Source organism: Roseateles sp. P1_C1_2, from assembly GCF_056406535.1.
In genome coordinates this window covers 59,374-78,383 of record NZ_JBFUAB010000018.1, presented here as the reverse complement: position 1 = coordinate 78,383, position 19,010 = coordinate 59,374, and the positions used below count along the sequence as shown (strand labels likewise).

Sequence of the window (19,010 nt, the reverse complement as noted above, 5' to 3'; positions counted from 1 at the left end):
AGGCGGTGCGGAAATGAAAAAGCCGGCATCGCTGCCGGCTCGGGTCGAGGCGCGCTGCCGCGATCACCCCATGTGCATGCCGCCATTGCAGGAGAAGTCGGCACCGGTCGAGAAGCCCGAATCGCCGCTGGCCAGCCAGGCGACGATGGAGCCGATCTCCTCGGGCGTGCCCAGGCGCTTCACCGGGATGGTCGCGACGATCTTCTCCAGCACTTCCGGCTTGATGGCGCGGACCATGTCCGTGCCGATGTAGCCGGGGCTGACGGTGTTGACCGTCACGCCCTTGGATGCCACTTCCTGCGCCAGCGCCATCGTGAAGCCATGCATGCCGGCCTTGGCGGCCGAGTAATTGGTCTGGCCGGCCTGGCCCTTCTCGCCGTTGACCGAGCTGATCTGGATGATGCGGCCCCAGCCCTTTTCCACCATGCCCGGCACCACCTGCTTGGTGACGTTGAACATGCTGTTGAGGTTGGTGTCGATGACCGCATGCCAGTCGTCTGGCGTCATCTTCAGGAACATGCGGTCCTTGGTGATGCCGGCGTTGTTGACCAGCACGTCGATGGCGCCATGCTCGGCCACGGCCTTGGAGAAGGCCTGGACGGTGGAGTCCCAGTCGGCCACATTGCCGACCGAGGCGTAGAAGCTATAGCCCAGCGCCTTCTGCTCGTCCAACCACTTGGTGTAGTCGCGGCTCGGGCCGCAGCCGGCGATGACCTTGAAACCTTCCTTGTGCAGGCGTTGGCAGATGGCGGTGCCGATACCGCCCATGCCACCGGTGACGTAGGCAACTTTTTGGCTCATGGATGTCTCCTGGTTGTTGTGGGGAATCAGCGTTCAACGGTCAGGGCCACGCCCATGCCGCCGCCAATGCACAGGGATGCTATGCCCTTCTTGGCATCGCGCTTGATCATCTCGTGCAGCAGCGTGACGAGCACGCGGCAGCCGCTGGCGCCGATGGGGTGGCCCAGCGCAATGGCGCCGCCGTTGACGTTGACCTTGCTCATGTCCCAGCCCATCTCGTTGTGCACGGCGCAGGCCTGGGCCGCGAAGGCCTCGTTGATTTCCAGCAGGTCGAGGTCGGCGGGCTTCCAGCCGGCGCGCTCCAGGGCCTTGCGGGCGGCCGGCACGGGGCCCATGCCCATCAGGGCGGGATCCAGGCCGGCGCTGGCGTAGGACGCGATGCGCGCCAGCGGCGTCAGGCCCAGGGCCGCGGCCTTGGCGGCAGTCATGACCACCACGCCGGCAGCGCCGTCGTTCAGGCCCGAGGCGTTGCCGGCAGTGACGCTGCCGGCCTTGTCGAAGGCGGGGCGCAGGCCGGCCAGCGCTTCGGCGTTGGACTTGCGGTTGATGAACTCGTCGGCGGCGAAGACGATGGGGTCGCCCTTCTTCTGAGCGATGCTGAACGGGACGATCTCGTCCTTGAAGCGGCCGGCGTCTTGCGCGGCAGCAGCCTTCTGCTGGCTGCCCAGGGCCAGCGCGTCCTGCTGCTCGCGGGTGATGCCGTACTTCTTGGCGACGTTCTCGGCCGTGATGCCCATGTGGTATTGGTTGTACACGTCCCACAGGCCGTCAACGATCATCGTGTCGACCATCTTCCAGTCGCCCATGCGCTGGCCATCGCGCGAGCCCGGCAGCACGTGGGGGCTCATGCTCATGCTCTCCTGGCCGCCGGCGATGACGATCTCGCTGTCGCCGTCTCGGATGGACTGGGCCGCCAGCATCACGGCCTTGAGGCCGGAGCCGCAGACCTTGTTGATGGTCATGGCCGGCACCGAATTCGGCATGCCGGACTTGATGACGGACTGGCGCGCCGGGTTCTGGCCCACGCCGGCGGTCAGCACCTGGCCGAGGATGACCTCGCCGATCTGGTCGCCTTGCAGGCCCGTGCGGCGCAGCAGGTCCTGGATGACGGCCGAACCCAGTTCGGTGGCGGGCGTCTTGGCGAGCGTGCCGCCGAACTTGCCGATGGCGGTGCGTGCGGCTGCGACGATGACGATGTCTTCTTTGCTCATGGATGTCTCCTTAAAAACGGTCAGGCTTTGACTTTGACGTAGCGACCGGGCGCAGGCTCGATCGCCTTGAACTTGCGATTGCCCGGCGTCTTGGGCGCGGGCTTCCGGGCGCCGGCATGCGAGGCCAGCCAGGCGGACCAGTCCGGCCACCAGCTGCCCGGATGCTCGGTCGCGCTTGCGAACCAGGCGTCGGCATCGGCCGGCAATGCGGCGCCCTTGGCAATCCAGTGGCTGCGCTTGCCCTTGGCCGGCGGGTTGATGACGCCGGCGATATGACCCGAGGCGCCCATCACGAAGCGCTTCTTGCCCTTCAGGATCTGCGTGCTGCGGTAGGCGGCCTGCCAGGGCACGATGTGGTCCTCGCGCGAGCCGTAGATGTAGACGGGCGCTTCGATCGCGCCGAGGTCCAGCTTCTCGCCGCAGACGGTCAGCTTGCCCGGCTGCTTCAACTCGTTCTGCAGATAGGTGTGGCGCAGATACCAGCAGTACATCGGGCCGGGCAGATTCGTGGAGTCGCCGTTCCAGTACAGCAGGTCGAAGGGCGGCGGCTGCTCGCCCTTCAGGTAGTTGCCGACGACATAGTTCCAGACCAGGTCGTTGGGGCGCAGGAAGCTGAAGGTGGTGGCCAGCTCCTGGCCGTGCAGCAGCTGCGGGCCCTTGGGCGACTCGGGGCCGAGGGTGGCCTCGCGCAGGCGCACGCTGGCCTCGTCGACAAAGATGTCCAGGATGCCGTTGTCGGCAAAGTCCAGCAGCGTGGTCAGCAGCGTGACGCTGGCGGCCGGCTGCTCGCCGCGCGCGGCCAGTACGCCCAGGGCCGTGGCGAGGATGGTGCCCCCGACGCAGAAGCCCAAGGCGTTGATCTTGTCCTGGCCGGAGATCTCCTGCACGACGCGGATGGCTCGAACAGCGCCCTGCTCGATGTAGTCGTCCCAGGTCAGCGCCTTGACCGACTCGTCCGGGTTGCGCCAGCTGACGACGAAGACGCGATGGCCCTCGGAGACGGCGTAGCGGATCAGCGAGTTGTCCGGCTGCAGGTCGAGGATGTAGAACTTGTTGATGCAGGGCGGCACCAGCAGGAAGGGCCGCGCATGCACCTCGGCCGTCAGCGGCGCGTATTCGATGAGCTGGAAGAGGTCGTTCTCGAACACCACGCTGCCGGCGGTGGTGGCGACGTTTTTGCCGACCTCGAAGGCGCTCTCGTCCGTCTGCGACACATGGCCGCGCTGCACATCGCCCCACAGATGCTGCAGGCCACGGGACAGCGTTTCACCCTTGCTGTCCAGGGCCAGCTTCTGCGCTTCGGGATTGAGCGCCAGGAAGTTGCTGGGCGAGGCCGCGTCGACGAACTGCTGCACGGCGAAGCGGATGCGCGCCTTGGTCTTGTCGTCCGCCTCGACCTGCTCGGCCATCCTGCCCAGCGTGCGGCCGTTGAGCAGATAAAGCTGGCTCATGAAGTTGGCGGCCGGGTTGGACCGCCATTCGGGTGCGGCGAAGCGGCGGTCGCCGATGGCCGGAGCCTCGGCCTGTCCCAGCGAGGTGTTCCACAATGCCGTGGCCTGCTTCAGATAGTCGGCCTGCAGTTCGGCCAGTGCCGCTGGCGAGATCTGCGGCAGATGGGTCATCTGCTGCATCAGGTCGGCGAAAGCGGCCTGCCCCTCCATCGCGGGCTGGGCGTCGTTCTTCTTGCGTGTGGCCATGTCTTCCTCGGAGCTCCCGCGTCAGCGGTGTTGTCTCGATCCGTTGCAATAAGCTTGCCACATCTCGCAGACCCTGTTTGTACTCTTGCGCACTGACGCGCCAATGACACCCCCATCATGTACCTTGTCGCCATTGCGTGGGCCTACGTCGCGTTGATGATGGCCGCGGCCGAAGCAATCAGCCCTCAGGGCACGCTGTTCGGCGCCTTCGTCACGCTGATGCTTTACGGCGTCCTGCCACTGGGCCTGTTGCTCTACATCCTCGGCACACCGGGCCGCAAGCGGCGCCGTCGCGCCGCCGAGGCTTCAGCGCAGGCTGACGCTGGCGGCCATGCGGCCGCGGGGTCGCCCGAGGGCCTCGCCGCGGAACGAGAAGAAGCGTGAATCATCGGTCAGCGTGCACCAGGATCCGCCGCTGATTTGAGTGACATTGACCGAGGTCAAGCTTTCGCGAGCCAGCAAGGCCAGGTCGGCGCGCCAGCGAGGCTCGGGGTTGGGGCGGTACAGAAAGCCGGGCTGGTCGCGCGCCATGGGCTCGCGGCCGAAAGCGGCAACGACTTCGGGACCGACCTCGAAGGCCTCGGGGCCGATGCAGGCGCCCAGCCAGGCTTTCACTTCATGCGGCTCGCAATTCGCTGCCTTGCAAAGCTCGGTCACCGTGTTCTGCAGCACGCCGGCCGCCAGGCCGCGCCAGCCCGCATGCGCACCGGCCACGCCGCCTGGCGCCGTGAACAGCACCGGCAGGCAGTCGGCGACGAGGATGGCCACGGCCAGTTCGGGGTCGGTGGACACGGCCGCGTCGGCTTTGGGCGCGTTGTCGTCATGCCAGTCGGCGCGCAGGCGCACGACGTCGGCGCCATGGACCTGATCGAGGAAGACGGGCCGGGCGCCGAGCAGTTCGGCCAGGCCGGCGCGGTTGGCCTTGGCGACGTCGGGGTCGCCCGCCTTGCGGCCAAAGTTGGGGCCGCGCGTCGTCATGAAGGCCGTCACACCCGGCCAGTCGGGCCGCAGCCAGTTCGTCGGATCAAGCGGCATCGGGGCAGACGCTGGGGTGGGTGTTGGCGAAGGCCGGCAGGGCCAGGCAGGCGGCATTGACGCGCATCACCGTCGGGTAGTCGCCCAGCGGGCATTCGAAGCGCTCGGCGTTGTAGATCTGCGGCACGAGCAGGCAGTCGGCCAGGCCCGGCGTGTCGCCGAAGCAGAACTGCCCTGCCGTTGCCGCCAGGCGCTGCTCGACGATGGCCAGGCCCGTCGCCACCCAGTGGCGGTACCAGCGGTCGACGGTGGACTGTTCCTGGCCGAGGTCGTTCTTCAGATAGCGCAGCACGCGCAGGTTGTTGATCGGGTGGATGTCGCAGCCGATGTCCTGGGCCAGCGCCCTCACCTGCGCGCGCGCCAGCGCCCCCTGGGGCAGCAGCGGCGGCTCGGGGTGGGTCTCGTCCAGGTATTCCAGGATGGCCATGGACTGGCTCAGCCACTGGCCATCGTCCAGCACCAGGGCGGGCACGAGGTGGGAGGCCTGCCGGGCTGCGAAGTTGCCGGCGAACTGCTCGTTCTTGGCCAGGTGGATGGCCGCGTAGTCGTAGTCCAGGCCCTTCAGCGCCAGGGCGATGCGCACCCGCCAGGAGGCCGACGAACGAAAGTAGTTGTAGAGCTTCATGACCGGGATTCTGGTCCCTTCTAAACTGGCTCGCATGCCCTTCCCCGCCCCTCTCAGACATTGCCCTGCCTGCGGCACGGCCGTGGAATACCGCGTCCCCGCCGACGACAACCGCGAGCGCGCGGTCTGCCCGGGCTGCGGCACCATCCACTACCAGAACCCGCTGAACGTGGTCGGCACGCTGCCCGTCTGGGAAGCCGACGGCCGCGTGCTGCTGTGCCGCCGTGCCATCGAGCCGCGCCACGGGCTGTGGACGCTGCCGGCCGGCTTCATGGAACTGAACGAGACCCTGGCCGAAGGCGCCTGGCGCGAGACGCGCGAGGAGGCCGGCGCCGACATCGAGATGGGGCCGCTGTACACGGTGCTGAATGTCGTGCGCGTCGGCCAGATCCATGTGTTCTACCGGGCGCGGCTGCGCTCACCCGACTTCAACCCAGGCCCGGAGTCGCTGGAGGCGCGCCTGTTCGCCGAGGACGAGATCCCCTGGGACGACATCGCCTTCAAGACGACGCGGGAGACGCTGCGCTGCTTCTTCGAGGACCGCCGCGCGGGCCGCGGCTACGGCCTGCACGAGATCGACATTCCCTGATCCTGCGCGCATCATCGACACCATCTCCGGCGGAGGGGTAAGCCATGTCGACGCGACGCGTTTGGTGCAAGGCGGGGCTGGGTTGGATGGCGGGCCTGGGGCTGGCAGGCCCCGCCCACGCCACACCGCTGCGCGCGGTCGGCTCACAGTTCGCGCGCATCTTCGAAGGCGCCGAGGGCCAGGCGCCCAAGGGATTGGCCGTGGAGCTCCTGGGCATGCTGTTCGGCGACAACGTGCGCTGCGAATGGCTGCCCTGGTCGCGCGCCCAGTTGATGATCGAACAGGGCGAAGCCGACATCCTCATCGGCCCCTACCGCACGCCTGAGCGCGAGGCCCGCATGCTGTTCAGCGTGCGCTCCTTCTACTCGGACGCCATGGTCTGGTATGCCCGCCGCGGCGAGGAGGCGCGCTGGACGGGCGAGTTCGCCGAGCTGGCCCAGACGCCCGTGGCCGCCGTGCGCGGCTGGGCCTATGGCAGCCGCTTCGAGCGCATGAAGACGTCGATGAACCAGCTGACCTGGGTACAGAACGTCGACGCCGGCCTGCAGATGCTGATGAAGCGCCGCGTCGAGTTGTTCGCGGCCAATGACCGCAACTGTCAGCCGGTGCTGCAGAAACTCAATCTCGCCGATGCCGTGGCGCGTTGCTCGCCGCCGCTGGACGTGCTGCACGGCCACATGGCTTTTGCACGCAGCGCCGCCGGCGAGGGTCTGTCGCAGCGCTATGACCAGGCCTTCGAGCAATGGCTGCGCACCGGTTCGGCGACCGAGCTGTATCGCCGCTGGGGCGTGGACCGCCCGTCGACGCCACTCTGAAGGCCCGCGCAGCCTCGCCCCGCGGCGCCGACACGCGGGCGCACGCCATTCCGTGCTGCTGTTGGCAGCGCGGCCCTCGTGCCCGTCCGACAGCTTGATCGAAATCAAACCCGGGGTGCAGGGGCGCACCTACGCTGAAGGCCATCTTGCAAGTCAAGCAGGGAGGCCAACACATGACCGCAATCTCACTCATAGAACGAAGTGCCGTTGGCGCGGCAAGCCCACCCCGCCAGGTGCTCAGCTCGCGGCTGGGAGCCGAGGAGTACGGCATCGACATCCTGGCTGTCCAGGAGATCCGCCGCTATGAGCCGCCCACCCGTATTGCCAATGCGGCCACCCATCTGCTGGGCGTCATGAACCTGCGCGGGGTCATCGTGCCCATCGTGGACCTGCGTGACCGCCTCGGCCTGCAGGCCGTCAACGGCACGGACACCGTCACCGTGGTCGTCAACCTCGGTGGGCGCACCGTCGGGCTGGTGGTGGACGCGGTGTCCGACGTCGTGGCCCTGGCACCCGAGCAGATCCAGCCGCGGCCTCGCCTGGGCGATCGGGTCGACGCGGGATTCATCGTTGGCGTGGCCTCGCTGAACGCTGCCACCGGGCAGCGCCTGCTGCTGCTGATCGACCTCGTCGCGCTGCTGCGCGATCTCTGACCCGCAGCGGGAACACTGGGAGAACAGACATGAACGCATTGAAGAACCTGCGCATAGGCGCACGCCTGACCATCGCCTTCGCCCTGGTGGCAGTGCTGATGGCGGCCACGGCCCTCAACACCCGCCTGGGCCTGGCCAATGTCCGCGACAACATGGAGGGCGTGCTGCACGACCGCTACGCCAAGGTCAAGATCGTCAACGACATCGGCGACCACGTGAACCTGCATGCCCGCATGATGCGCAACCTGGTGATCTTCGACAGCGAGGAACAGCGCCGCCAGGAGATCACCTCGCTGCTGGACTCGCGGCAAGCCGTCTCCAAGGCCTACGACGATCTGCGCGGCCGCCTGAATTCGCCTGAGGGGCGCGCCCTGTTCGACAAGGTGCAACTGGAACGCGCCGGCTTCGTCGCGGAGGAAGACGAGCTCGTGAAGCTGGTGCAGGCCGGCGATCAGGCCGGTGCCAAGGCCGTGCTCATCGACAAGCTTCGCCCTCGTCAACTGGCCTACCAGAAGCGCCTGGCAGAGCTGACAGACCTCGAGGAGCAACTGATGGAGACGGCGGGTGCCGACACGATTGCCACCATCGGCAATGTCACGGCGCTGGCCATGGGCGGCGCGCTGCTGGGCATCGTCATCGCCATCGTGGCGGGCATGATCGTCACGCGCTCGGTGACGCGCCCGATCGGCCGGGTCGTCGGCGACCTCCGGACGATTGCCGGCGGCGACCTGACCGTTGACGTGACGGTGGACCGCGGTGACGAAGTGGGCGAGCTGCAGCGCGCCCTGTCCGGCACGGTGGACGCGTTGCGCCGCCTGGTGGGCGAGGTGCGCTCGGGCATCGACTCGGTGACCACGGCGTCGGGCCAGATCGCGGCGGGCAACCAGGACCTGTCCAGCCGCACCGAGCAGCAGGCGTCCAGCCTGCAGGAAACCGCCAGCTCGATGGAAGAGCTGACGGCCACGGTGAAGCAAAGCGCCGACGCGGCCCGCGCCGCCAGCGGGCTGGCCGCCAACGCCAGCAAGGTGGCCGGCCGGGGCGGCGAAGTGGTGGGCCTCGTCGTGGGCACGATGGAGGAGATCAGCAGCAGCAGCCGCAAGATCGGCGAGATCATCGGCGTCATCGACAGCATCGCCTTCCAGACCAACATCCTCGCGCTGAATGCAGCCGTGGAGGCCGCACGGGCCGGCGAGCAGGGGCGCGGCTTCGCGGTGGTCGCCAGCGAAGTGCGCGTACTGGCCCAGCGCAGCGCCGAAGCGGCCAAGGAGATCAAGGCCCTGATCGGCGCCAGCGCCGACAAGGTGGAAGCCGGCAGCCGCCAGGTCGCCGAAGCCGGCCAGACGATGCAGGACATCGTGGAGGAGGTACGCAAGGTCAACGACCTGATCGGCGAGATCGCGGGCACCGCCGGGGAACAGAGCCGCGGCATCGAGCAGGTCAACATCGCCGTGACGCAGATGGACCAGGTCACCCAGCAGAACGCGGCGCTGGTGGAGGAAAGCGCGGCGGCGGCATCCAGCCTGGCCCATCAGGCCCAGTCACTGGCCAACGCCGTCGCGGTCTTCCGGATGGAGGCCGCAGACCGCGCCGCGCCATCCCTCTCGCGTCCTGGGCCCGAAACCGCGCGCGCCCGCGCTGCGACTCCGGTCGCAAGGCGATCTGTCCAGTCAGCGGCTAGCCGCGCCGCCCTGGAACAAGAGCCCGCCTGGGAAGCGTTCTGAGCACTTCGCCGGTTGGGCCTAGCGCCCACTCAGCACGCGCGACGGCAGCATGACGATGGCGCGCAGCAGCCCGAAGGCGCCATCGACCGCGATGCCCAGCAGCCTGAAGGGCAGCGTGATCAGCCAGACCAGCGGCCACAGCAGCAGGGCCAGGATGGCCAGCGGCCAGCAGATCACGAACAGGATGCACCAGAGCAGGAAGCTGAACATCGCGGAACTCCTTACTTCGCCGGCTGACCGACGCCCGGCTTCAGGTATTTATCCAAGAACTCGACCATGCGGCGGTTGGCTTCCAGCGTGTTCTTCTTCTTCGAGAAGCCGTGGCCCTCGTCGTCGAACACCAGGTAGTCCACCGGCACATTGTTCTTCTTGACCGCCGCGACGATGTCGTCGCTCTCGAGCTTGATGACGCGCGGATCGTTGGCGCCCTGGATGACCATCAACGGCTTCTTGATCTCGCCGGCATGGAAGAGCGGCGACGTGGCCATCAGGCGCTCGCGGTCCTTCGCCGGGTCGCCGATCTCCTGGTAGAGGGCCAGGCGGAAGCTCTCCCAGTAGGGCGGAATGCTTTCCAGCGTGCGGATCCAGTTGGCCACACCGAAGATGTCGATGCCGACCTTGAAGGCCTCGGGCCGGAAGGCCATGGCCGACAGCACCATATAGCCGCCATAACTGCCGCCGACGATGCCGATGCGCTCGGGGTCGATGACGCCCGTGGAGGCGAGAAAGGTCTTGGCCTCGATGCAGTCCCACAGCGGCTCACGGCCATGCTTGCCGTCGTCCGCCGTGAAGAAGCTCTTGCCATAGCCCGAGCTGCCGCGGTTGTTGATGCCCAGCACCGCGTAGCCGTTGTTGACGAAGTACTGCATCAGCGCCGAGTAGCCGCGCTTGGTCTGACCACCCGGGCCGCCATGCACCCAGACGATGGCCGGCACCTTGTGGCTCGGCGAGGCGTCTCTCGGCAGCATATAGACCGACGGGACGACCATGCCGTCGAAGCTCCTGAAGCGGGCGATGGACGCGTCCACCAGCTCGGCGGGGTCGATGTCCTTGGACAGGCTTTGCGTCAGCTGCTTCGGCGCGGTGTTGGAGCCGACGTCGGCGACGAAGAGGTTGTTGGGCGAGCGGTCGCCGTTCACGTAGAAGGCCATGCGCTTGCCGCTGCGCGAGAAGACCACGCCGCGCACCTCGCCGCCGGGCAGCTTGGGCAGCGCAATCGGCTTGCCGTCGCGGTACAGGCGCAGCACCGTGCTGGCGTCGGCGTTGATGCCGGTGACGCGATGGTGGCCGTCCTTGGAGAAGGCGGTGTAGTCCACATCCCAGTCGGCCTTCTCGACCTCGCGGGTGGCGCCGCTGGCCAGGTCATAGGACACGACGCGCGTGAACTCGCCGCCGTCGTTGCTCGTCATCAAGAGCTCTTTGCTGTCGGGCGTGAAGTCCTGCGGTGCGTACTGGGCCACGCCCTGGTGCTTGGTGATGTGCTTGACCTCGCCGCTCTTCAGGTCGGCCAGATGCACGTCGGAGTCGGCCGTCGTGTTGATCTTGCCCAGCGCCAGCCAGCGTCCATCGCGGCTGACGTCGGCGACCTCCCAGCCCGCCTCGTTTTTGAAGGCCAGCGTGCGGGCATAGGTCTTGGTGTCGTAGCGGTAGAGGTCGAAGAAGCGCGGGTCGCGCTCGTTCGTGGCGGCGTAGAAAGCGGTGTCGTCGCCGCTCCAGCCCATGAAGCGCGCCTTCAATTTGTGATCAGGCTTGTCACCCGGCGTCAGGTCCTTCTCGCTGCCGTCGAGCTCGCGCACATAGAGGTGGTTGAGCTCGTTGCCGGCCTGGTCGCGGGTGTAGAGCAAGCGGTCGTCGTTGGGGAAGAAGCCGACGGCGTAATGGCTGTCGGTCTTGGAGTTCGTCAGCTGCACCGGCTTGCCCCCGCCCACGGGCATGGCGTAGACGTTGAAGATGCCGGTCTCGTTGCTGTGGAAAAGGATGCGGCTCTCGTCCGCCGAGAAGCTGGCGCCGCCGATGTTCACGGTGGCCATGAACTGCTCGATGGTGTAGCGCTTGGCCGGCTTGGGCGCTGCAGCTGCAGGCTTTTCAGCAGCCATGGCGGCCTGGGGAGCGCCGGCGAGCAAGGCGAGGGAAGCAACCAGGGTCAGCAGGGGTCGGCTCATGGAGTCTCCGTTGAATTGAACGGGCAGACTCTAGCCAGCAACCGCGCCCTCCCCCATCAGGGTTGTGACGAAGCGGCGGATTTGCGGGACAGGCGGTTCAGACGCGTTGACGGCCGGCAACGTAGCAGGCGGCGAGGTTGCGCTCGTCGGCCAGCGTCATCCAGGCGAAGACGCGCTCGTGCAACTCACGGGCGACGGCGTCGCGCGCCTCGGCCACCGGCCCCTGGGCCCAGTCCCAGACGCAGATGTCGGCCGTCTGGCCGACCGACAGGCCGCCGATCTCATCGCCCAGCTGCAGCGCCTGGGCCGCACCCCGCGTGGCCGCATGCAGGGCCGCCCAGGCCGTGAGGCGCTCGCCGCGCAGGGCCTGGATCTTGTACGCGTCCGCCATATTGCGCGGCAGGCTGAGCGAGGTGCCACCGCCGACGTCGGACGCCAGGCTGATGTTGAACGCCGCATCCCGCCAGTCGAACAGCCCGCTGCCCAGGAAGAGATTGCTCGACGGGCAATGCGCCACCTGGGCGCCGCGGTCGGCGATGACGACGCGGTCGTGCGGGTCGAGGTAGATGCCATGGGCCAGCACCGAGCGCTCATGCACCAGGCCGACGCGCTCGTAGACGTCCAGGTAGCTGCGCGCGTCCGGGAACAGCTCGGCCACCCAGGCCACCTCGGCGCGGTTCTCGGCCACATGGGTCTGCATATAGAGGCTGGCATCGGCCCGGCACAGGGCGCCGGCCATGGCCAGCTGCCCGGGCGTGCTGGTCGGCGCAAAGCGCACGGTCACTGCGTAGGCCAGGCGCTGGTACTTGCCGCTTTGGCCGTGAAAGCGGCTGATCAGGTCGATGCAGTCCTTCTCGGCCTGCACGACGTCATCGCGCAGCCCGTCCGGCGCATGGCGGTCCATCAACACCTTGCCGGTGACGAGGCGCATGCCACGCGCCGCGGCGCTCTCGAACAGGGCTTCGGCCGAGACCTTGTGCACCGTCGGGAAGACGACGGCGGAGGTCGTGCCGCTGGCCAGCAGGGCGTCCAGGAAGACCTCGGCGCCGGCGTGGCTGCGCGCCGGGTCGGCAAAGGCGCACTCGCTGGGGAAGGTGTAGCGCTTCAGCCAGTCCAGCAGCTCGGTGCCGTAGGAGCCGATGACCTCCAGCTGCGGGCAGTGGACATGGGTGTCGATGAAGCCCGGCAGCACCAGCTTGCCGGCATGGTCCTTGCGCGCCCAAGTCGCATCCGGCGCGGTGGCCTGGCGGCCGACGATACGGCCGTCCTCGATCAGCAGCCAATGGTCGCGGTCAAAGCGCACTGCCGACGACTCGGTGTCGCCCCAACGTGGTGCGGCCGTGAAATCGAGCAGATCACCCCTCAGCGCCCATCGGCCGGGACTGTTTGTGGAGAATTTTTCCTGGTTAGTAAAACTCATGTGGCAATTCTGACGCCAAGCCAGACAATAGAGCGCAGCATGAATACCCGACCCATCCGCTTTTTCCATCGCGGCGAGGTTGTCGAGGTGGGAAACCTGCCCCCGACGACCACCGTGCTGCAGTACCTGCGCGAGCATGCCGGCTGCACCGGCACCAAGGAAGGCTGCGCCGAGGGGGACTGCGGCGCCTGTACCGTCATCCAGGGCGAACTGGGCGCCTACGGCCAGTTGGAACTGCGCAACGTCAACGCCTGCACCCAGTTCCTGCCGACGCTGGACGGCCGCGCCCTGCTCACCGTGGAAGATCTGGGCGGCCCCGAGCATCTCAACCCCGCTCAAGAGGCCCTGGTGGCCTGCCATGGCTCGCAATGCGGCTTCTGCACGCCGGGCTTCGTCATGAGCCTGACGGCCTGCTACGAAACCCACCAGGCTGCCGGCACCCAGCCCACGCGCCAGCAGCTCGCCGATGCGCTGTCCGGCAACCTCTGCCGCTGCACGGGTTACCGGCCCATCCTGGATGCCGGCGAGCAGATGTTCGACGCGCCGGCCCGCTGTCTGGACCGCCAACCCATCGCCCAGGCCCTCGAAGCCCTGGCTGCGGATGAACCGCTGGACTACGGCCACGCGGGCGCACGCTTCCACGCACCGCAAAGCGTTCACGACCTGGCCCTGCTGCGCGAAACCTATCCCCAGGCGACGCTGCTGGCCGGCTCCACCGACGTGGGTCTTTGGGTCAACAAGCAGTTCCGCGACTTGGGCGACGTCATCTACACCGGCCGGGTGGCGGCGCTGCGCGAGATCCGCCATGACGGCACCAGCCTGTGGATTGGCGCCGCCGCCTCGCTGGAAGACAGCTGGGCGGCCCTGACCGCCGCCGTGCCGCGGCTGCGCGAGCTGTGGCTGCGCTTTGCCTCGCCCCCGGTGCGCCATGCCGGCACGCTGGGCGGCAATATCGCCAATGGCTCGCCCATCGGCGACGGCGCCCCGGCGCTGATCGCACTGGGCGCCGACGTCGTCCTGCGCCGCGGCGCGCAGCAGCGCCGCCTCAAGCTGCAGGACTTCTATCTCGACTACATGAAGAAGGACCTGCAGCCCGGCGAGTTCATCGAGGCGCTGCATGTGCCGCTGCCCTCGGCGGACTGGCGCTTCAGCGCGCACAAGATCGCCAAGCGGCACGACAGCGACATCTCGGCGGTCTGCGCGGTGCTGGCCATCCGGCTGGATGCCGGCATCGTGCAGGAGGCCCGCTTTGCCTTTGGTGGCATGGCGGCCATCGTCAAGCGCGCCGCCGCGGCGGAAGCCGCCGTCGTCGGCCAGCCCTGGACCGAAGCCGCTGCCAAAGCCGCCGCAGCTGCGCTGGCCCAGGACTTCAAGCCCATGACCGATATGCGTGCCTCGGCCGACTACCGGCTCAAGGTCGCGCAGAACCTGTTCACCAAGCTGTGGCTGGAGACCGTCGGCGCCATTCCGATCGGCATCTGGCCTTCCATGCAGGAGGTGGCGGCATGAACAAGCCTGAAGCCTTGCTTGAACTGCAGCCGGTCGTCGGCAAGTCGACACCGCATGAATCGGCCCATCTGCATGTCAGTGGCGCCGCACCCTATATCGACGACCTGCCGGAGCCCGCCGGCACGCTGCATGCAGCGCTGGGCTTGTCGCCCATCGCCCACGGCAAGCTGCTGGGCGTCGACCTGGAACGCATCCGCCAGATGCCCGGCGTCGTCGCCGTGCTCAGTGCCGCCGACATCCCGGCCGAGAACAACTGCGGCCCGCTGCTGCACGACGACCCCATCCTGGCTGCGGATGAGCTGCGTTACGTCGGCCAACCGGTGTTTGCCGTCATTGCGACGGATCGCGACCTGGCCCGCCGCGCCGCGGGGCTGGCCAAGCAGGTCATCCAGGCCGAACCGCTGCCGCCGGTGCTGACGGCCCTCGACGCGCACGCCAAGGGTCAATACGTGTTGCCACCCATGCATCTGACGCGTGGCGAGCCGGCCGAGCACCTCGCCACGGCGCCGCATCGCCTGCAAGGCACATGGAGCCTCGGCGGCCAGGAGCAGTTCTATCTGGAAGGCCAGATCAGTCTGGCCCTGCCCCAGGAAGGCGGCGAAGGCCTGCTGGTGCATTGCTCCACCCAGCACCCCAGCGAGATGCAGCAGCTCGTGGCGCATTGCCTGGGCTGGCAGGCCCACCGCGTCGCCGTGCAATGCCGCCGCATGGGTGGTGGCTTTGGCGGCAAGGAATCGCAGTCGGCCCTCTTCGCCTGCGTCGCTTCCATCGCCGCGCTGAAGTTGAAGAAGCCCGTCAAGCTGCGCGTGGACCGCGACGACGACTTCCTCGTCACCGGCCGCCGCCACGGCTTCGACTACCGCTGGGACGTGGGCTTCGACGCCGACGGCCGCATCCTGGCTGCCGAGATCGACCTGGTCTCCAACGCCGGCCACAGCGCCGACCTCTCCGCGCCCGTCATGGCCCGGGCGCTGTGCCACTTCGACAACGCCTACTGGCTGCCCCACGTCGCCATGCACGGCTACTGCGCCAGGACCAACACGCAGAGCAACACTGCCTTCCGCGGCTTCGGCGGCCCCCAGGGCGCCATCGCCATCGAGATGATCCTGGACGGCATCGCCCGCCAGCTCGGGCTGGACGGGACGGTCGTGCGCGAGCGCAACTTCTATGCCGCCGGACAGGACGTGACGCCCTACGGCCAACAGGTCGAGGAGCTGCACGCGCAAACGTTGACCGCGCAACTGCTGGCCAGCAGCCGCTACGTCGAACGCCGCGCCGAGATCAGCGCCTTCAACGCGGCCAGCCCGGTGCTGAAGAAGGGCCTGGCCTTCACGCCGGTCAAGTTCGGCATCTCCTTCAACGTCGCCCACCTGAACCAGGCCGGCGCGCTGGTGCATGTTTACACCGACGGCTCGGTGCTCGTGAACCATGGCGGCACGGAGATGGGCCAGGGGTTGAATACCAAGGTCGCCCAGGTCGTCGCCCACGAACTGGGCCTGCCGCTGGCCAGCGTGCGCTGCTCGGCCACCGACACCAGCAAGGTCGCGAACACCTCGGCCACGGCCGCATCCACCGGCAGCGACCTGAACGGCAAGGCCGCCCAGGACGCGGCCCGCAAGATCAAGGGGCGGCTCGCTGGTTTCGCGGCCGAGCGCTTTGGCTGCGCGCCCGAGCTGATCGCCTTCGACGGCGGCCAGGTCAGCGGCGGAGGGCAGAGCCTGCCCTTCTGCGACCTCGTCGCCGCYGTCTATCTGAAGCGCATCCAGCTCTGGAGCGACGGCTTCTACGCCACGCCCGGCCTGCACTGGGACCGCAGCAAGCTGCAGGGCCATCCCTTCTACTACTACGCCTGGGGCGGTGCCGTCTGCGAGGCCCTGGTCGACACGCTGACCGGCGAGAGCCGCATCACGCACGCCGACATCCTGCACGACGTGGGCCAGAGCCTGAACCCGGCCATCGACATCGGCCAGATCGAAGGCGGCTTCATCCAGGGCATGGGCTGGCTGACGATGGAGGAGCTGGTCTGGCATCCCGTGACGGGCCTGCTGACCACACACGCGCCCAGCACCTACAAGATCCCGACCGCCAACGACTGCCCGCCCGAGCTGAACGTGGCGCTGTTCGGCGTCGCCAACGCCAGCGAGACCATCCACCGCAGCAAGGCGGTCGGCGAGCCGCCGCTGCTGCTGGGTTTCGCCGCGCTGCTGGCCATCAAGGACGCCTGCGCCGCCTGCGGCCCTGAGAAATGCGATCCGCCGCTGCGTGCACCGGCCACGGCTGAAGCGGTGCTCAACGCCATCGACGCGATTCGATGAGACTGGCCACCCTTGCCCTGTTGCTGGCCCTGGCGGCCTGCGCCAGCCCGCCCAGGACACCCGAGATCGTCAGCGTCGAGGCCTGGGGCGGCGGCCCGCCGACGGCCCGCGATGAACCGCAGAGCATCAGCCGCATCACGATTCACCACCAGGGCGAGATCTGGAAGCCAGGCACCGACCCCGAGGCCTATCTGCGCCGGCTGCAGCAGTGGTCGCGCCTGACCAAGCGCTGGGCCGACATCCCCTACCACTACGTCATCGCACCCGACGGCCGCATCTATGCCGCGCGGCCGCTGCAGCAGGCGGGCGACACCAACACCGAGTACGACCCGCGCGGCCATGCCCTGGTCATGCTGGTGGGCAATTTCGAGGAGCAGCAGCCGACGCCAGCCCAGCTGAATGCGGCCGTCGAGCTGACGGCCTGGCTGGCGCGCCAGCATCACCTCGGCCTGGACGCGATTGCCAGCCACAAGGACTACAGCCGCCAGACCGTCTGCCCCGGCAAGAACCTGTACGCCTATCTGGAGTCGGGCTGGTTCCGAACCGAGGTCGGCAAGCGGCTTTAGCCGCGCGGCCTCTGCGTCGCGATCAGCACGGCCTGGGTGCGCGAGCTGGCGCCCAGGGCCTTGAACACGGCAGCGACGTGGTCCTTGACGGTCTCGACGCTGACACCCAGTTCGCGGGCGATCAGCTTGTTGGACAGGCCTTGCGTCAGCAGGTGCAACACATGCTTCTGGCGCGGCGTCAGCGGCAGTTCGGCCCAGTCGGGCGGCGCCGTGGCGGACGAGGCGGCAGCCGCCGGCGCTTCGCCCGCCCGCTTCAACGGCGGCACATAGGTGCCGCCGGCCAGCACCAGGTGCAGGGCCTGCACCAGCGTGTTCAGGTCGCTGCGCTCGGGCACATAGCCCATGGCACCGGCGCCCAGGGCCTGCAGTGCTTCCTCGCTGTCGTCGCTGCCGGAGATGACGACGACGGGCAGCAGCAGGTGCTCGCGGTGGATCTGCTGCAGCAGCTCGAAGCCGCCTTCGACGTGCAGGTCGAGCAGCACGAGGCGGGGCATGGCCTGCTCCAGCGCCGTGCGCGCGGCACCGACGCTGTCGACGCCCTGCACCTGCGCGCCGGCAAAGTGCTGCTCGATCAGGCCGGTGAGCGCCGCACGCACCATCGGAAAAGCATCGACCAGCAAGACCCTCATCACATCCCAAGCCTGTTCATTGGGCGCCGATGATAGTCAACGCAGCGCAGCCGCCAGCAAAGGTTTTGCCCAGGCGGGCACGCTGCGCAACGGCGCGTGGGCGACAACGCGGCCGGCCTGCATCTGCAAAAGCAGCACCGGCTGCGGCCGACGGCCGGCGCGAGGGTCGGCCTCGAAGCTGTTGTCGTAGACGCGCAGGCTGGCCAGCACCGGCATCAGCTTGACGAGATTGGCACGGCTCGCGTCGAAGCGTTCGCGCACCTTGGTCTCGGGGATGTCATGCCCGCCGGCGGCCACGCGTGCCTGGATGCGGCGCAGATGCAGCTCGGGTGTCGCCAGGCCGGCATACCAGACATGCACCTCGGCGCCGTCGCGGGCGCCATCCAGCAACAGCCTGGCGATGCTGGTGCCGCCCAGCGTCGTCTCGAAGGCATAGGTCAGGCCCTCCGCCAGCGCCTTCTCCACCCCCTGGCGACCCAGCGTCCAGGCCAGGCCATTGGCTTGTTCGGCAGTGAGATGGGGCTGCTGTTCGCGCAAGCGCGCGGCGGCGATGTCGGGGTTGAAGAACTCGGCGCCGCTGGCCGTGATGGCCGCACCGCCGATGGAACTCTTGCCGGCGCCGTTGACGCCGGCCAGCACATATAGGCGTGCCGGCAACTCAGTAATCCATTGCGGCTGTCGGCATCGGGCCGAGCGCCTGGCCGCTCCCAAGCCGGCCCGTCAGGCGATGTGCTTGCCGGTCAATCCGGCAAGCATCGCCGTCCCCTCGGGGGACCGGCCAGGTTGGCTCGCGTCCAGCGAGGCCAAACTGGGCGAGGGGCCGTCTCATTCAGGCGGCCTTGCGGACGGGTTTGCGGGGCTTGGCCGCCTTCACGGCGTTGGCACCAAGGGCCTCGGGCGCCATCGAGAAGGCGTCGGCGAGCGCATCGCCCTGGCCCTGCATACGCGCCAGCATGGCGTCGAACTCGCCACCCAGGGCGCCCAGGTCGGGCTCGGCGGCGCGCTGCATCTCGCGGTAGCGCTCGACCGACATCAGCACGAAGGCGGGCTGGTCATGCTTGGTGATCAGCACCGCGCCATGGGCGGCGACCGTGCGGCCGACCTTCTGGATACCCGCCACGAGCTGGGTGGCCGACACGCTGGGGAGCTGGTCGGCCAGGGCTTGTTCGAGGACTGCGGACATGATGAGGCTCCCGACTGGCATGGCCGGTATTTTGCCTATTTTGTGAAAAATAGGAAATTTAGGGGATTGCCGCCGCTGA

Annotated in this window: 19 protein-coding genes; 8 read left to right on the top strand and 11 right to left on the bottom strand. The window is 68.1% G+C overall.

From position 1 onward, the window contains the following. Positions 1–63 precede the first annotated feature (63 nt). The 3 genes from phbB to phaC are packed head-to-tail and all read right to left on the bottom strand — an operon-like array spanning position 64 to position 3,709. Positions 64–801: an acetoacetyl-CoA reductase gene (gene phbB, locus AC1D2H_RS18670; RefSeq protein WP_478012007.1), complete on the bottom strand. Its 738-nt coding sequence runs from the start codon at positions 799–801 to the stop codon at positions 64–66. Positions 802–827: 26 nt separating this feature from the next. Continuing rightward, positions 828–2,012, bottom strand: coding sequence for an acetyl-CoA C-acetyltransferase (locus AC1D2H_RS18665; RefSeq protein ID WP_478012006.1), 1,185 nt, complete (start codon positions 2,010–2,012; stop codon positions 828–830). Positions 2,013–2,032: 20 nt separating this feature from the next. After that, the gene (phaC, locus tag AC1D2H_RS18660) at positions 2,033–3,709 is read right to left on the bottom strand and encodes a class I poly(R)-hydroxyalkanoic acid synthase (protein ID WP_478012005.1); all 1,677 of its coding nucleotides are present in this window, start codon (positions 3,707–3,709) and stop codon (positions 2,033–2,035) included. Between the two features lie 117 nt (positions 3,710–3,826). On the opposite strand from phaC, the gene AC1D2H_RS18655 reads away from it, so the two are divergent. Beyond that, a complete protein-coding gene (locus AC1D2H_RS18655) occupies positions 3,827–4,093 on the top strand; it encodes a hypothetical protein (RefSeq protein WP_478012004.1) in 267 nt (88 codons plus the stop codon). Here the strand turns inward: AC1D2H_RS18655 and AC1D2H_RS18650 are convergent. Next, positions 4,016–4,744: a purine nucleoside phosphorylase YfiH/LACC1 family protein gene (locus AC1D2H_RS18650; RefSeq protein WP_478012003.1), complete on the bottom strand. Its 729-nt coding sequence runs from the start codon at positions 4,742–4,744 to the stop codon at positions 4,016–4,018. The genes AC1D2H_RS18655 and AC1D2H_RS18650 overlap by 78 nt on opposite strands. Next, positions 4,734–5,369, bottom strand: a complete 636-nt coding sequence (gene maiA / locus AC1D2H_RS18645) for a maleylacetoacetate isomerase (RefSeq protein WP_478012002.1) — start codon at positions 5,367–5,369, stop codon at positions 4,734–4,736. Before maiA ends, AC1D2H_RS18650 begins: the two co-directional genes overlap by 11 nt. A 34-nt stretch (positions 5,370–5,403) precedes the next feature. Here maiA and AC1D2H_RS18640 point away from each other — a divergent pair, with 34 nt between their 5' ends. The 4 genes from AC1D2H_RS18640 (at position 5,404) to AC1D2H_RS18625 (ending at position 9,147) form a co-directional block, all read left to right on the top strand. Continuing rightward, positions 5,404–5,958 (top strand): NUDIX hydrolase, encoded by a 555-nt coding sequence (locus tag AC1D2H_RS18640; RefSeq protein ID WP_478012001.1) that lies wholly within the window; start codon positions 5,404–5,406, stop codon positions 5,956–5,958. Between the two features lie 44 nt (positions 5,959–6,002). Then, complete coding sequence (locus tag AC1D2H_RS18635) at positions 6,003–6,773, top strand: substrate-binding periplasmic protein (RefSeq protein ID WP_477929372.1); 771 nt, start codon at positions 6,003–6,005, stop codon at positions 6,771–6,773. A 173-nt stretch (positions 6,774–6,946) separates the two neighbouring features. Then, positions 6,947–7,426, top strand: a complete 480-nt coding sequence (locus AC1D2H_RS18630) for a chemotaxis protein CheW (protein WP_477929370.1) — start codon at positions 6,947–6,949, stop codon at positions 7,424–7,426. A 29-nt stretch (positions 7,427–7,455) separates the two neighbouring features. Continuing rightward, entirely contained in the window at positions 7,456–9,147 is a 1,692-nt protein-coding gene (locus AC1D2H_RS18625; RefSeq protein ID WP_478012000.1) for a methyl-accepting chemotaxis protein, read from the top strand. 18 nt (positions 9,148–9,165) lie between these two features. Here AC1D2H_RS18625 and AC1D2H_RS18620 read toward each other — a convergent pair whose 3' ends face one another. The 3 genes from AC1D2H_RS18620 to guaD all read right to left on the bottom strand — a co-directional run bounded on the left by AC1D2H_RS18620 (position 9,166) and on the right by guaD (position 12,729). Continuing rightward, entirely contained in the window at positions 9,166–9,357 is a 192-nt protein-coding gene (locus AC1D2H_RS18620) for a hypothetical protein (RefSeq protein ID WP_477929368.1), read from the bottom strand. A gap of 11 nt (positions 9,358–9,368) precedes the next feature. Further along, a complete protein-coding gene (locus AC1D2H_RS18615; RefSeq protein WP_478011999.1) occupies positions 9,369–11,309 on the bottom strand; it encodes a S9 family peptidase in 1,941 nt (646 codons plus the stop codon). Between the two features lie 97 nt (positions 11,310–11,406). After that, positions 11,407–12,729, bottom strand: coding sequence for a guanine deaminase (guaD, locus tag AC1D2H_RS18610; protein WP_478011998.1), 1,323 nt, complete (start codon positions 12,727–12,729; stop codon positions 11,407–11,409). Between the two features lie 39 nt (positions 12,730–12,768). Between guaD and xdhA the strand changes: the two genes are divergently transcribed. The 3 genes from xdhA to AC1D2H_RS18595 are packed head-to-tail and all read left to right on the top strand — an operon-like array spanning position 12,769 to position 17,119. Next, on the top strand, positions 12,769–14,238 hold the full coding sequence (xdhA, locus tag AC1D2H_RS18605) for a xanthine dehydrogenase small subunit (protein ID WP_478011997.1): 1,470 nt from the start codon (positions 12,769–12,771) through the stop codon (positions 14,236–14,238). Next, positions 14,235–16,553: a xanthine dehydrogenase molybdopterin binding subunit gene (gene xdhB, locus AC1D2H_RS18600; RefSeq protein ID WP_478011996.1), complete on the top strand. Its 2,319-nt coding sequence runs from the start codon at positions 14,235–14,237 to the stop codon at positions 16,551–16,553. Before xdhA ends, xdhB begins: the two co-directional genes overlap by 4 nt. Continuing rightward, the gene (locus tag AC1D2H_RS18595) at positions 16,550–17,119 is read left to right on the top strand and encodes a peptidoglycan recognition protein family protein (protein WP_478011995.1); all 570 of its coding nucleotides are present in this window, start codon (positions 16,550–16,552) and stop codon (positions 17,117–17,119) included. The genes xdhB and AC1D2H_RS18595 overlap by 4 nt, the downstream gene beginning before the upstream one ends. Here the strand turns inward: AC1D2H_RS18595 and AC1D2H_RS18590 are convergent. From AC1D2H_RS18590 to AC1D2H_RS18580, 3 genes are all read right to left on the bottom strand, one after another. After that, complete coding sequence (locus AC1D2H_RS18590; protein ID WP_478011994.1) at positions 17,116–17,748, bottom strand: response regulator transcription factor; 633 nt, start codon at positions 17,746–17,748, stop codon at positions 17,116–17,118. The two genes, AC1D2H_RS18595 and AC1D2H_RS18590, sit on opposite strands and share 4 nt — an antisense overlap. Before the next feature lie 36 nt (positions 17,749–17,784). After that, positions 17,785–18,405, bottom strand: coding sequence for an ATPase (locus tag AC1D2H_RS18585; RefSeq protein ID WP_478011993.1), 621 nt, complete (start codon positions 18,403–18,405; stop codon positions 17,785–17,787). A gap of 172 nt (positions 18,406–18,577) precedes the next feature. Beyond that, positions 18,578–18,931, bottom strand: coding sequence for a type II toxin-antitoxin system prevent-host-death family antitoxin (locus tag AC1D2H_RS18580; protein ID WP_478011992.1), 354 nt, complete (start codon positions 18,929–18,931; stop codon positions 18,578–18,580). Positions 18,932–19,010 lie beyond the last annotated feature (79 nt).

Bases quoted from the DNA above. Each gene is read 5' to 3' on its own strand.
- phbB (WP_478012007.1), bottom strand. From the start codon at position 801: ATGAGCCAAAAAGTTGCCTACGTCACCGGTGGCATGGGCGGTATCGGC.
- AC1D2H_RS18665 (WP_478012006.1), bottom strand. From the start codon at position 2,012: ATGAGCAAAGAAGACATCGTCATCGTCGCAGCCGCACGCACCGCCATC.
- phaC (WP_478012005.1), bottom strand. From the start codon at position 3,709: ATGGCCACACGCAAGAAGAACGACGCCCAGCCCGCGATGGAGGGGCAG.
- AC1D2H_RS18655 (WP_478012004.1), top strand. From the start codon at position 3,827: ATGTACCTTGTCGCCATTGCGTGGGCCTACGTCGCGTTGATGATGGCC.
- AC1D2H_RS18650 (WP_478012003.1), bottom strand. From the start codon at position 4,744: ATGCCGCTTGATCCGACGAACTGGCTGCGGCCCGACTGGCCGGGTGTG.
- maiA (WP_478012002.1), bottom strand. From the start codon at position 5,369: ATGAAGCTCTACAACTACTTTCGTTCGTCGGCCTCCTGGCGGGTGCGC.
- AC1D2H_RS18640 (WP_478012001.1), top strand. From the start codon at position 5,404: ATGCCCTTCCCCGCCCCTCTCAGACATTGCCCTGCCTGCGGCACGGCC.
- AC1D2H_RS18635 (WP_477929372.1), top strand. From the start codon at position 6,003: ATGTCGACGCGACGCGTTTGGTGCAAGGCGGGGCTGGGTTGGATGGCG.
- AC1D2H_RS18630 (WP_477929370.1), top strand. From the start codon at position 6,947: ATGACCGCAATCTCACTCATAGAACGAAGTGCCGTTGGCGCGGCAAGC.
- AC1D2H_RS18625 (WP_478012000.1), top strand. From the start codon at position 7,456: ATGAACGCATTGAAGAACCTGCGCATAGGCGCACGCCTGACCATCGCC.
- AC1D2H_RS18620 (WP_477929368.1), bottom strand. From the start codon at position 9,357: ATGTTCAGCTTCCTGCTCTGGTGCATCCTGTTCGTGATCTGCTGGCCG.
- AC1D2H_RS18615 (WP_478011999.1), bottom strand. From the start codon at position 11,309: ATGAGCCGACCCCTGCTGACCCTGGTTGCTTCCCTCGCCTTGCTCGCC.
- guaD (WP_478011998.1), bottom strand. From the start codon at position 12,729: ATGAGTTTTACTAACCAGGAAAAATTCTCCACAAACAGTCCCGGCCGA.
- xdhA (WP_478011997.1), top strand. From the start codon at position 12,769: ATGAATACCCGACCCATCCGCTTTTTCCATCGCGGCGAGGTTGTCGAG.
- AC1D2H_RS18595 (WP_478011995.1), top strand. From the start codon at position 16,550: ATGAGACTGGCCACCCTTGCCCTGTTGCTGGCCCTGGCGGCCTGCGCC.
- AC1D2H_RS18590 (WP_478011994.1), bottom strand. From the start codon at position 17,748: ATGAGGGTCTTGCTGGTCGATGCTTTTCCGATGGTGCGTGCGGCGCTC.
- AC1D2H_RS18580 (WP_478011992.1), bottom strand. From the start codon at position 18,931: ATGTCCGCAGTCCTCGAACAAGCCCTGGCCGACCAGCTCCCCAGCGTG.